Here is a 12,387-nt window from a genome sequence, read left to right on the forward strand (position 1 = left end):
GAGGCGGTGGTCAGAAGTCGAGGGGGAAGCTGCGGGGTTTGCGGCCGGTGGCGCGGGCGTAGGCGTTGGCGACCGCGCCCGCCGCCGCGGGGACGCCGAGTTCGCCGGCGCCGCCCGGTTCCCCGCCGGACGGGATGATGTGCGCCTCGAACTCCAGCGGGGCGTGCCGCTGGCGGGCGTAGTGGAAGTCGGCGAAGCTGCCCTCGCGGACCGCGCCCCGGTCGATGTGCAGCCCGGCGCGCAGCACGGTGGAGATGCCGTCGACGGCGGTGCCCATGAGCTGCGCCTGAAGGCCCCGCGGGTTGACGGCCGTACCGACGTCGGCGGCCATCACCACCTTGGTGACCCGGGGGTTCTTCGGGTCGGTGGCGTCGATCTCGGCCAGGCAGGCCACGGCGGACCCGTACTCCTCGTGGACGGCGACACCCTGGGCGGTGCCCGCGGGCATCCGGCGCCCCCAGTGCCCGGCGGCGGCCGCCTTGGCGAGGACGGCCTTCACCGTCCTGCTGCGCAGGGTGGTACGGCGGAAGGCGACCGGGTCCCGGCCCAGCGCGCGGGCGATATCGTCGACGACGATCTCCTCCGCCGTGCGCATGGTCCCGGAATCCACCGAGCGCCAGGCGCCGAGCGGTATCGGCAGTTCGATGCCGCCCGAATCGCCGCCCACCCGGCCGAAGTTGTACAGCCCGCTGTCGCTGGGCAGCGGCCGTACCGCACCGGACTTCGCGGTCAGGCCCTGCTCGTCGGAGGACTCCCCCACCGAGGCCGACATGTGCTGGAAGGCCACCACCCGGCCGCCTGCGACGCTGGCCCGGATCCGGTGGTGGTCGGCGGGGCGCATCCTGCCGTGCCGGATGTCGTCGTTGCGGCTCCACATCAGTTTCACCGGCCGACGGGCCGCCTTGGAGATGAGGGCCGCCTCGGTCGCCTGGTCGAAGTTGAGCCGCCGCCCGAACGAGCCGCCGCCGCGCATCACATGGACCCGTACGGCGGTCTTCGAGAGCCCCAGCAGGCCGGCGACGGTCTCACGGGCCTCCATCGGGGTCTGGGTGGCGAACCACAGCTCGGCCCGGTCGGCGCGGACGTCGGCGACGGCCGTGAGCACCTCCATCGGGGCATGGCTGACGAACGCGAACGCGAACTCGCCCTCGATCTGGGTCGTTCCGTGCGGCGGGGTACCGAGCCGGGGCACCGCGGCCCGCAGCCGGGCCCGGATCTCCTTGTCGGACAGGGACACCAGCGGGCCGTCGGCCCAGGTGATCCGGAGCGCGTCGCGGGCCTGGAAGGCGTGGTGGAAGGTGTCCGCCACGACGGCGACCCCGCCGGGGATCTTCACCACCGCGTGGACGCCGGGCAGGGCGCGGGCCGCCGTGTCGTCGAGGGAGACGAGCTTGCCGCGCAGCGTCGGCGGCCGGGCCACCACGGTCGGCTTCGCACCCGCCACCGCCAGGTCGCCGGCGTACTTCGCGGCGCCTGTGACGATGTCCCGGGCGTCGATCCTGGTCGTCGGCTTCCCGATCACCCGGTGCCGGGAGGCCGGCTTGGGCTTGCTCGACACGTCCGGGGTGCGGATCCGGGCGGCGCTCGCGGTGAGGGAGCCGAAGGTGGCGGTCCGGCCGTCGGGGGCCACGACCATGGTGTTCCAGGTGCGCAGGATGCGCGCCGGGAGCCGCCAGCGGCGGGCGGCCGCGGTCACCAGCCTGGCGCGCGCGGTGGCGGCCAGCTGCCGGGCCGGGCCGTACAGCGAACTGACCGAACTCGATCCGCCGGTGTACTGGTTGCCCCTGCTGCGGGCGTCGGCGAGCGGGATCCGGACGTCGGCGAGGCGGGCGTCCAGTTCCTCGGCGATCATCATGGCGACGGCGGTGGTGATGCCCTGGCCGACCTCGACCCGGGGCAGCCGTACGACGACCTCGTTGGCGGCGGTGATCTCCAGGACGAGCATCTCCTCGTCGGTGCCGGTGACCAGGACGTCGGACGCCGGGGTGGCGCCGTCGGCCCGCGGGGTGTCGCAGCCGAGCGGGGCGGCGACCGTGAGGGTGGCCGCGGCCACCGTGTAGACCATGAATCTCCGGCGGGACGGTCCGGCGGCGGCCCGCGGGGGCTCGTTGCGGTCCAAGCGGGGGCTCCTTGTCCAGGGGCGCTGTGTGGGTTGCCCAGGGGGCTCTGTGTCGGTTGTCCAGAGGGCTCTGCGTCGGTTGCCCAGGGGGCTCTGTGTCGGTGTTATGCCTCGACAGCTAGGAGGGGCGGGCGGGCGCGGGGGTTGCCTGCCGTGCCGGGCTCTCCTCGTCGTACGGCCGGATGGCGCATCATGGCCGTATGAAAGAGCTGGCGGGGCGGCTGGCCGCGGTGGACCCGGATGCCGGGGCCGCCGTCGCGGTCATCGCCTACTTCGACCGGCTGGCCGAGACCCGGGCCGGTCTGGAGGCGCTGGTGCGCGGGGCCGCCGTGCTCGCGGGGTGTCCGGCGCGGCTGGCCGACGAGGAGCGGCGGGTCCGGCTGCGGGTGGAGCCGGACGGACGCCGGACGGACGTGGTGGGCGCGCCCGAGCCCGGGTGGCCGTGTGCGCCGCTGCTGCCGGACGGGCCGCCGGCGCTGTGGCTGGAGCGGGCCGGGGCCGACGGTCCCAGTGTCGTCGACGCGGTGATCCTGGAGCGGGCCTCGGCGGCCGTACGGTCCGTGCTCGACCGCACCCGGGGGCGGGCCCCGGGGCCACGGCCGGACGACCCCGCGCTGGTCGAGACGGTCCTGGACGCGGGCGCCCCGCTACCGGCCCGGTTGCACGCGGCCCGTCGGCTCGGCCTGGACACCGCCGACCCGGAGGCACGGTTCCGTGCGGTGGCGGTGGCCGGCGGACCGCCCCGGATCGTGGCCGACGGACCGACATCCGCCCTGCCCGCGGGACGTGCGGGCGTGGGGACGGCGGTGGCCGCCGTGGACCTCCCCCGGTCCTGGTCGGCGGCCCGCACCGCGCTGCGGTTCGCCTCCGACGGCGGCGCGCGGGAGCCCGGCGGCCCGCCCGTCGTGCACGCCGACGAACTGGGCGGGGTCGCGCTGCTCGCCGATCTCGTCGTACCCGGTGCGGAACCGGCGCCGGACGTCCGTGCCGTGCGGGCCGCCGCGGCGGACGCGCCCTGGATGCTGCGCACGCTGCACGCGATCGCGTCGACGGCCAGCCTGCGGGCGGCGGCCGCCGAGATCAGCGTCCATCACTCCACGCTCCAGGACCGGCTGACGCACGCCGAGCATCTGCTGGGCTGGTCGGTGCGCACCCCGCAGGGCCGGTTCCGGCTCCAACTCGCCCTCACCATGCACCACCTGATGGAAAGTCAGTGATCGATCACCAGCCGATCAGCAGGCGCTCGGCAGGCGCTCAGTAGACGTCCCGGACGTAACGCCGGTCCGCGGCCAGCTGCTTGACGTACACCGTCGCCTCGTCCCCGGTCAGTCCGCCGTGCACGGTGGCGATGTCCTTCAGGGCCCGGTCGACGTCCTTGGCCATCCGGGAGGCGTCGCCGCAGACGTAGAAGTGGGCGCCGTCCTGGAGCCAGGACCACAGCAGCGGGCCGTGTTCGCGCATCCGGTCCTGGACGTAGACCTTGGCGCGTTGGTCGCGGGAGAAGGCGGTGTCGAGGCGGCTCAGGGTGCCCTCGGCGAGCAGGGCGGCGAGCTCCTCCTCGTAGTAGAAGTCGGTGGCCCGGTGCTGTTCGCCGAAGAACAGCCAGTTGGGGGCGCGGTGGCCGCGGGCGCGGCGCTCCTGCAGGAAGCCGACGAACGGCGCGACGCCGGTGCCGGGGCCGACCATGACCATGGGGGTCGCCGGGTCGGCGGGCGGGCGGAAGTGCGGGGAGCGCTGGACGTGCACCGGGACCGGGGTGCCGGGTTCGGCGTCGGCGAGGAACGGCGAGCAGACACCCTGCCGGGGCAGACCGCGCAGGTTCTCGTAGCGGACGACGGAGACGGTGAGTGAGACCTGGTGGGGGTCGGTGAGCGGACTGGACGAGATCGAGTAGAGGCGCGGCTGCAGCCTGCCGAGGACGCCCGCCCACGCGCCGGCGTCGGCGCGGATCCCGAACTCGGCGACGACGTCGACCGCCTGCCGGCCCCAGGACCACTTGGCCAGCTCGTCCTTGTTGTCGGGGCGCAGCAGTTTCCGCAACTCACGCGGGTCGCGGGTGCGTTCGGAGGCGAAGCGGAGCAGGTCCGGGGTGACGCGGGTGATGTCCAGATGACGGGAGAGGGCCTCGGCGAGGGGGACTTCACCGACTCCGCCGATCTCCACCCCGGTTGTGGCGTCGAGACCGGTGACGGTCAGCCACTCCGCCACCAGGTCGCGGGAGTTGAGAGGACGGACGCCGAGCGCGTCGCCCGCCTCGTAGACCAGCGGGGTCTCGCTGTCGCGGCTGTCGAAGGTGAAGCGGCGGACCTCCTTGCCCGCGCCGGGCAGGCTGAGCAGCTGGTTGCCGACGAGCCGGGCGGTGACGGGGGCGGGACGCCGGGACGGGGCGGGGGCGGGGGCGGGCGCCGGCGTGGGGGTGGCCACGGATCCGCCCTTTCCGTCCTTTCCGTCCTTTCCGTCCTTGAGAGCGGTGAGCACCTGGTCGAGCCAGGCCTCCGCCCGGGGCTCGTAGTCCGGTTCGCAGTCGGTGCGCGGCGCGAGCCGGACTGCGCCGAGTTCGTCCAGCCGGCTGTCCAGGCGCCGCCCGTGTCCGCAGAAGTCGTCGTAGCTGGAGTCGCCGAAGGCGAGCACGGCGTACCTGCGGCCTTCTAGGCGCCCGGCGTCGAGGGCGGCCAGCCCGTCCCAGAAACCGGCGCCGTTGTCGGGGGCGTCGCCGTCGCCGAAGGTGCTGGTGATCAGGAGCAGGTCGGCGCCCGTGGGCAGGGCCGCCGGGTCGGCCTCGTCCATGGCGACGAGGGACGCCGCGTGGCCGCCCGCGGTGAGGCGCTCGGCGGTGGTGACGGCGAAGTCCTCGGCGTTGCCGGTCTGCGAGGCCCAGAGGACGACCACCTGCCGGGTCGGCATCGCCGACGCGGTGACCGGGGCGGCGGAGGTACGGGAGTACATGCCGGCGAGGGTGCCGTTGACCCACAGGGCGTGCTCGGGGCTGAAGGGCGCGTCCGGCGGCAGCACGGGGACGCCCGGGGCGCCGACCGGGATACCGGCGAGGAAGCCGACCAGGTACTGCCGTTCGCGGTCGGTCAGGACCGGCGGGGGCGCCGGGTCGAGGCCGAACACGGCGGCCGCGGAGGGCAGCACGGCCGTGGGCGCGACGCCGGCGGGTACGACGGAGGTGGCAGCGGGTACGACGGTGTCGGCAGCGGGTACGACGGACGCGGCGGCCGGGGTCCGCTCGGCCCCCGGCACCCGCACGCTCACCGGTGTGGCCACCCTGGTCAGCGACACCGCGCACACCTTCAGCTCGGGCTGGAAGGACAGCGGGTCGACCGCGTCGCTGGTCACCGCGTTGACACTGAGGTACTCGCCGAACAGGTCGTTCCAGTGGAACGGCGCGAAGCAGGACCCCGGCAGCACCCGGTCCGTGACGACCGCCGGCAGCACCGCCCGGCCGCGCCGGGAGGCGACCTCCACGGAGTCGCCGTCGGCGATCCCGAGCGCGGCCGCGTCCTCGGGGTGGACCTCGACGAAGGGGCCGGGGTTGAGCTTGTTCAGCTTGGCGACCTTCGCGGTCTTGGTCAGGGTGTGCCACTGGTGCTGGAGACGGCCGGTGTTCAGGACGAACGGGTAGTCGTCGTCCGGCATCTCGGCGGGGTCCACGTGCGGCCGGGCGTGGAAGACGGCGCGTCCGGAGGCGGTGGCGAAGGTGAGGGAACCGTCGGCGCCGACGTACCGGACGGGGTTGCGGTCGGGGCCGTCGGCGGTGGCGGCCGGCCACTGGACGGGCGTGGTGCGCAGCCGGTCGTAGGTCACGCCCCGCAGGTCGTAGCCGGTCTGCGGGTTGTGGAAGCGCTTGATCTCCTCGAAGATCTCCTCCGCGCTGTCGTAGGAGAAGCCGTCCTCGAAGCCCATCGCGCGGGCGACGCCGGCGATCAGCCGCCAGTCGGCGGTGGCCTCGCCGGGCGGGTCGGCGGCGGGGCGGGCGAGGGTGAGGTTGCGCTCGCTGTTGATGAGGACGCCCTCGGTCTCGGTCCACAGGGCGGCGGGCAGGACGACGTCGGCGTAGGCGTTGGTCTCGGTGTCGGTGAAGACGTCCTGGGTGACGACGAACTCGGCGGCCTCCAGGCCCTCGATGACGGTCCGGCGGTTGGCGACGGAGGCGACCGGGTTGGTGCAGATGATCCAGCAGGCCCTGATCTCGCAGTCGGCCATCTTCTGGAACATCTCGACCGTGCCCTTGCCGACGCCGTCGGCGCGGATCGTGCCGGGTTCCAGTTCCCACCGCTCCTCGACGAAGGCGCGGTCGGCGTCGACAAGGACCGACCGCTGGCCGGGCAGGCCCGGTCCCATGTAGCCCATCTCCCGGCCGCCCATGGCGTTGGGCTGGCCGGTGAGGGAGAGCGGGCCGCTGCCCGGGCGGCAGATCTTTCCGGTCGCCAGGTGCAGGTTGACCAGCGCGTTGGTGTTCCAGGTGCCGTGCGTGGACTGGTTGAGGCCCATGGTCCAGCAGCTGGTCCACTCCCCCGCCTCGCCGATCAGCCGGGCCGCCTCGCGCAGGTCGGCCTCGGGGATCCCGGTGATCTCGGCGACGGCTGCGGGCGGGTAGTCGGCGAGGAACTCCGGCATCGCCTCCCAGCCCTCGGTGTTCGCGGCGACGAAGTCGGGGTCGGTGTGCCCGTTCTCGTGCAGGAGGTGGAGCAGGCCGTTGAGGAGGGCGAGGTCGGTACCGGGTTTGACCTGGAGGAACAGGTCGGCCTTCGCGGCGGTGGCGGTGCGGCGCGGGTCGACGACGATCAGCTTGGCGCCCGCCTTGACCCGGTCCATCAGGCGCAGGAAGAGGATCGGGTGGCAGTCGGCCATGTTGGCGCCGATGACCAGGAAGACGTCCGCCTTGTCGAGGTCCTCGTACGAGCCGGGCGGGCCGTCGGCGCCGAGCGACAGCTTGTAGCCGGTGCCGGCGCTCGCCATGCACAGCCGGGAGTTCGACTCGATGTTGTTGGTGCGCAGGTAGCCCTTGGTGAGCTTGTTCGCGAGGTACTGGGCCTCCAGGCTCATCTGGCCGGAGACGTAGAGGGCGACCGCGTCCGGGCCGTGCTGGTCGACGATCGCGCGCAGCCGCCGCGCGGTCTCGGCGACCGCCGCGTCCACGGCCGACGGCACCGCTTCCTCGCCCCGCTCGGGCCGCAGCAGGGCGGTGGTCAGCCGGCCGGGCGCGGCGAGCATGTCGGCGGTGGTGGCGCCCTTCGTGCACAGCCTGCCGAAGTTCGCCGGGTGCTCCTTGTCGCCGGAGGCCTTCAGGACGGTACGACGGCCGTCCGGGCCCCTGCCGATGTCCAGGACCATGCCGCAGCCGACCCCGCAGTACGAGCAGACGGTCCGCACCCTGCCGGTGTCGGTGCTGCGCGAGTCCGGCGCGGCCACGGGCGCCCCCTGTTCCTGCTGGTCAGCCTCTTCCATTCGACACCGACGGTATGTACGTCTGATTACGCCGGCGTCACCGCTCCCGATCAACGGGGGTTAAGGCCGCCGCACAGACCCGCTCCGGGCGATGTGAGCGGAGGCGTCCGGGACACCGGCCGGTACGGTCCCAGGATGCCTGGCGAAGGCCACGCGCGGCCGCCCGGACCGGCCCCGCGACACCCCGTACGGCAGCCTGCCCGGTCCCGGGATGCGCCGTGCCGGGACCTGTTGCACGATGAGGGCGGCCGAGGGAGGGGCAGGCGAGGAGGACCGGGTGGACAGGGACACCTCCTCACGACGACCGGCCACCCCGGCTCCGCCGCCCGCTCCGGGGCCCCCGGCCGCACCGGCTCCACCGGTCGCCCGAGGCACACCGACACCCTCTGCGGCACAGGCACAGGCGGCGCAACGGGGAGCGGCACCGGCGGCAGTGGGCGCGCCCCCCACCGACATCGGCTACCTCGACATGCTGCGCGGCATCGTCGAGGGCGCGGCCGTCGGTTTCGCGGTCCTCGACACCCGTCTGCGCTACGTCTACGTCAATCCGCACATGGCCCGGATGACGGGCCTGCCCGCCGCCGCGTACCTCGGCCGCACCCAGCACGAGGTGCTCCCGCACATCCAGCGGCCCGACCAGGTGCTGCTGGACGTCATCCACGACGGACGGCCGCGCGAGGCCATCGTGACCGGCCGCACCTGGGTGGACTCGCCGTACCAGGTCCGGGAGTGGCGGTGCGTGTACCACCGGCTCGTGGACAGTACGGGCAAGGTCGTGGGCGTCGCCGCGGTGGGCCTGGAGATCAGTGAGCCGCAGCAGTACGTGTACGAGCTGGAGCGGGCCCACCGGCGCCTCGCGCTGCTGGACTCGGCCGCGTCCCGGATCGGCACCGGCACCGATGTCGCCGGGACCTGCCGGGAGCTGGCGGAGTTCGTCGTACCGGAGCTGGCGGACGCGGCCGGGGTGGAGCTCAGCCCGCCGGACACGGCGTCGGCGCGGCGGGCGCCGACCCGGCTCGCGGCGTACGCCACCCGGCCGGGGCTCGTGACCGGCCTCGCGGCCCTCGACGCGCGCGGTGAGCTGGTCGGCTGGCCGCGGGGCACCGGGACCCGGCGGAACCTGGCGGCGGGCCGGATCTGGCGGCGCGACGCGATCACCGCGGCGCAGTGGCGGTCGTTGATCCCCCGCTGGCCGCCGGCCCGGGCGTGTCTGACCGCCCGGGTGCACTCGGTGCTCCTCGCCCCCCTGGTCTCGGACGGCCGGGTGCTCGGCATCCTGATGCTGGCCCGGGCCGGGGACTCCGGGACGTTCTCGAACGAGGACGCCACGGTCGCCCGCGAACTCGCCGCCCGCGCCGCCCGCGCCCTGGACCGCGCGGTCCGCTTCGAACGCGAGCACACCATGGCCCTGGAACTGCAGCGGGCCCTGCTGGCCGAGCCCGGCCAGCTGCAGCAGCACGCCGGTGTGGAGACCACCGCCCGCTACCGCCCCGCCGACGACGGCTCGATGATCGGCGGCGACTGGTACGACGTCCTGGCGCTGCCCGACGGCCGCACGATGCTGGTCATCGGGGACGTGATGGGTCACGGTGTGGACGCGGCGGTGGCGATGAGCCACTACCGTTCGACGCTGCGCGCGCTGGCCCTCGCGGGGCTCTCGCCGCGCCGGATCCTCCAGCACGCGGACCGGATGGTCGCCGACTCCGGCTTCGAGCGGGTGGCCACCTGTTTCCTCGCGCTCGGCGACTCGGACGTCGCCACGCTCACCTACGCCAGCGCCGGCCATCTGCCGCCGGTCTGGCTCACCCCGCAGGGCGACATACAGCTGGTCCCGGTGCCGGTCGGCCCGCCGCTGGGCAGCGGGCTCGGCCGGTACGAGCAGCGCGTCACCCCGGAACGCGGCGGTGTGCTGCTGCTGTACACGGACGGGCTGGTGGAGCGGCGCGGCGAGGACATCGACTGCGGCCTGGCACGGCTCACGGGACTGTCGCTCTGCCCCACCGACCCCCTCGACAAGATCCTCGACACGGTCCTCGCGCGCCTCGCCACCGGTTCCGAGGACGACATCGCGCTGCTCGCGGCCCGCGCCGTGCGCAGCTGAGCGCACGTCCGTGCACCGGGGCGCGTGCCCGCCGCGCCACCGGCCGCCGGGTGACACCGCCGAGGCGGGGCTCGTTCACCGCCAGGAAAACGATCAGCAGTGAGGACAGGACCGGGGATGCGGTACGAGGAGAACGGCGCGGCGGCGGCCGTGGAGCAGGCACTGCGGGTCTGGTTGTCCCGGGCCGCCGGGGATCCGCTCACGGAGGTGCACCGCTGGGCGCTGCACCCGCCGGGCAAGCTGCTGCGGCCGGTGCTGCTGCTGGAGTCGGCGGCGGCCGTGGGCGGGTCGTACGAGCGGGTGATGCCCGCGGCGGTCGGGGTGGAACTGGTGCATGTGGCGAGCCTGTTGCACGACGACATCCTCGACGACGACCAGCTGCGCCGCGGCAAGCCGTCGGGGCACGCCAGGTTCGGGTCCGGCGCGGCCGTCCTGGGCGGTGACGCGCTGATGTTCGCGCTGTTCGAGCAGGTGGTGGAGTGCGGTCGGCGCGGGGTGCCGGACGCGGCCGTGACCCGGGCCGTGGGCACGCTGGCGCGGGCCGGCCGGCGGATGGCGCAGGGGGTGGCCCGGGAACTGGACCCGGTCCGGGCACCGGACGCGATCGGCGGGTATCTGGAGATGGTCCGGCTGAAGACCGGGGCGCTGCTGAGCGCGTGCTGCGAGGCGGGTGCGGTGCTGGGCGGCGGCTCGCCGGGACAGGCACGGGCGCTGGCCGGGTACGGCGAGGCGCTCGGGGTGGCGTTCCAGATCCGCGACGACCTGCTGCCGTACGGGCCGGAGGCCGGGCGGGAGGGCAAGCCCGCCGACAGCGATCTGCGCAACGACCGGCCCAGCCTGCCCCTGCTGCTGGCCGGGCCGGTCTCGAAGGATCCGGAGAAGGTGGGGCGGCTGCTGGTGGAGACGGGCGCGCTGGAGGAGTCCAGGCGGCTGGCACGCACGTATGCGGAACGGGCCCGCCGGGAGCTGGACCCGCTGCCGCAGGGCCCGCACCGGGCCGCGCTGTACCGGACGGCCGACGCGCTGGCACCCGGGCCGTGGCACACGGGCGGCGCCCGGTGAGGACCCGGCCAAAGGGCCGGGGAGTCGTAGCTCAGTCGTAGGTGAGGACCATCCGGAAGCGCGCGGCCCCGGTGAGCATCTTCTGGTAGGCCTCGTCCGCCTGCTCCAGGGGTACGGTCTCGATCGTCGGGCGGATCCCGTGCAGGGCGCTGAACTCCATGGTGTCCTGCACGTCCTGCGCGGTGCCGGACGGGTGGCCGCGGACCACGCGCGCGGTCCCGACCAGCTGGAACGGGCTGATCCCGAGCGGCTCGGGGTCGATGCCGATCACCACCAGCTCGCCGCGGGGGCCCAGCCCGTCCATGGCGGCCGAGATCGCCTGGGAGTTGCCCGCGGTGGCGAGCACGGCCTTGGCCCCGCCGAGCGACTGGAGGGCCTCCGCGACCGGGGTCGCGGACGTGGAGTCGACGTAGTGGTGGGCGCCGAGCTGCTTGGCGAAGTCGGCCTTCTCGGCGCCGCGGGCGACGGCCACCGTCTCGAAGCCCATGGCCACCGCGTACTTCACCCCGAGGTGGCCGAGACCGCCGAGACCGACGACGGCGACCAGGTCGCCGGGCTCGGCCGGGCTGCGCCGCAGGCCGTTGAAGGTGGTCACGCCCGCGCAGCCCATCGGGGCCGCGTCGGCCGAGGTCAGCCCGTCGGGGATGCGGGCCAGGGCGTCGACCGGTGCGATCACCTGCTCGCCGAAGCCGCCGTCGTAGCGCCAGCCGGGCGTCTTCATGTTCTCGCAGACGATGAAGTCGCCCTGGCGGCAGGGCTTGCAGTGGCCGCAGCTGCCGCCGAACCAGCCGACCGCCACCCGGTCGCCGATCTGCCAGCCCCAGTCCTCGATGCCCTCGCCGAGCTCCTCGATCCGTCCGGCGATCTCGTGGCCGGGTACCACCGGGAACGTGATGCCCGGCAGGGCGGCGGTGACGAAGAACGTGTCGCTGTGGCAGATGCCGCAGGCCTCCACGGCGATCCGCACCTGGCGCGGGCCGGGCCTCGGCACCTCCCGCTCGACGATCTCGAACGGCCCGCCCAGGGCGGACACCTGCGCGACTCGGTAGCTACTCATGCGTCTCTCCCGTAACGGGTACGACGGGTACGGTCCGAAGCCCCCACGTCCAGCACACCAGCTCCGGGCCGATCGCGCGCGTCGAGCCCCCGGCGGCACCGGGTCGCTGCGGTCATGTGGTGTGCCCCGCTGTCAGGCGCCCGGGACGCGGTCCAGGTCGATGTCGGTGGCGGTGACCCAGTCGGGTTCCGCCACCAGCAGGGCCAGTTCCTCCTGCCCGAGGTCGACGTCCACGGTGTACCGGTAACCGGCCGACCCGGCGGCCGTGATCCCGCCCCGGTCGGCGACGGGTACCGCGAGGACGACCCGACGGCAGTGCGGATCGGCGTCCCGGACCGCCGCCGTGAGACTCCGCAGCAGCGCCGGGAGGAGATGGTCCGGGCATCCGGCGGCCACCCGCAGCTCCAGGTCGTGGACGCCGGCGGGATACGCGTCCCGCAGCCGTCCCGCGGCACACCGTTCCAGGCGTACGTCCACCGTCACCCCGTCCCGGCGCAGGCGGAAGCCGGCCGCTGTGCGGCTGCCGGCGATCGGCTCGGTCTGCCAGGCGGGGTCCGGGGCGAGGTCCACCGGGACCGCGGGCACCGTGATCAT

The 12,387-nt window shown here is 74.4% G+C and carries 7 protein-coding genes; 3 read left to right on the plus strand and 4 right to left on the minus strand.

The window, feature by feature from the left end; translation table 11 throughout:
• Positions 1-10 precede the first annotated feature (10 nt).
• Positions 11-2,065, minus strand: a complete 2,055-nt coding sequence (locus tag ABZ887_RS23520) for a molybdopterin cofactor-binding domain-containing protein (protein WP_361292668.1) — start codon at positions 2,063-2,065, stop codon at positions 11-13.
• A 254-nt stretch (positions 2,066-2,319) separates the two neighbouring features.
• On the opposite strand from ABZ887_RS23520, the gene ABZ887_RS23525 reads away from it, so the two are divergent.
• Entirely contained in the window at positions 2,320-3,336 is a 1,017-nt protein-coding gene (locus ABZ887_RS23525; protein WP_361292500.1) for a helix-turn-helix domain-containing protein, read from the plus strand.
• 37 nt (positions 3,337-3,373) lie between these two features.
• On the opposite strand, the gene ABZ887_RS23530 is transcribed toward ABZ887_RS23525, so the two are convergent.
• A complete protein-coding gene (locus tag ABZ887_RS23530; RefSeq protein ID WP_361292670.1) occupies positions 3,374-7,537 on the minus strand; it encodes a bifunctional nitrate reductase/sulfite reductase flavoprotein subunit alpha in 4,164 nt (1,387 codons plus the stop codon).
• 469 nt (positions 7,538-8,006) lie between these two features.
• Between ABZ887_RS23530 and ABZ887_RS23535 the strand changes: the two genes are divergently transcribed.
• Both ABZ887_RS23535 and ABZ887_RS23540 read left to right on the plus strand, forming a co-directional pair.
• Complete coding sequence (locus tag ABZ887_RS23535; RefSeq protein ID WP_361292502.1) at positions 8,007-9,674, plus strand: SpoIIE family protein phosphatase; 1,668 nt, start codon at positions 8,007-8,009, stop codon at positions 9,672-9,674.
• Positions 9,675-9,791: 117 nt separating this feature from the next.
• On the plus strand, positions 9,792-10,736 hold the full coding sequence (locus ABZ887_RS23540; RefSeq protein ID WP_361292504.1) for a polyprenyl synthetase family protein: 945 nt from the start codon (positions 9,792-9,794) through the stop codon (positions 10,734-10,736).
• A 31-nt stretch (positions 10,737-10,767) separates the two neighbouring features.
• On the opposite strand, the gene ABZ887_RS23545 is transcribed toward ABZ887_RS23540, so the two are convergent.
• Positions 10,768-11,793, minus strand: coding sequence for an alcohol dehydrogenase (locus ABZ887_RS23545; RefSeq protein ID WP_361292506.1), 1,026 nt, complete (start codon positions 11,791-11,793; stop codon positions 10,768-10,770).
• A gap of 132 nt (positions 11,794-11,925) precedes the next feature.
• Positions 11,926-12,387, minus strand: coding sequence for a hypothetical protein (locus ABZ887_RS23550; RefSeq protein WP_361292508.1), 462 nt, complete (start codon positions 12,385-12,387; stop codon positions 11,926-11,928).

The sequence above is a fragment of the Streptomyces sp. NPDC047061 genome, assembly GCF_040643955.1.
GTDB lineage: Bacteria > Actinomycetota > Actinomycetes > Streptomycetales > Streptomycetaceae > Streptomyces.

Coding starts and splice junctions, on each gene's coding strand:
- ABZ887_RS23550 (WP_361292508.1), bottom strand. CDS start 12,387: ATGATCACGGTGCCCGCGGTCCCGGTGGACCTCGCCCCGGACCCCGCC.
- ABZ887_RS23520 (WP_361292668.1), bottom strand. CDS start 2,065: ATGGTCTACACGGTGGCCGCGGCCACCCTCACGGTCGCCGCCCCGCTC.
- ABZ887_RS23545 (WP_361292506.1), bottom strand. CDS start 11,793: ATGAGTAGCTACCGAGTCGCGCAGGTGTCCGCCCTGGGCGGGCCGTTC.
- ABZ887_RS23540 (WP_361292504.1), top strand. CDS start 9,792: ATGCGGTACGAGGAGAACGGCGCGGCGGCGGCCGTGGAGCAGGCACTG.
- ABZ887_RS23525 (WP_361292500.1), top strand. CDS start 2,320: ATGAAAGAGCTGGCGGGGCGGCTGGCCGCGGTGGACCCGGATGCCGGG.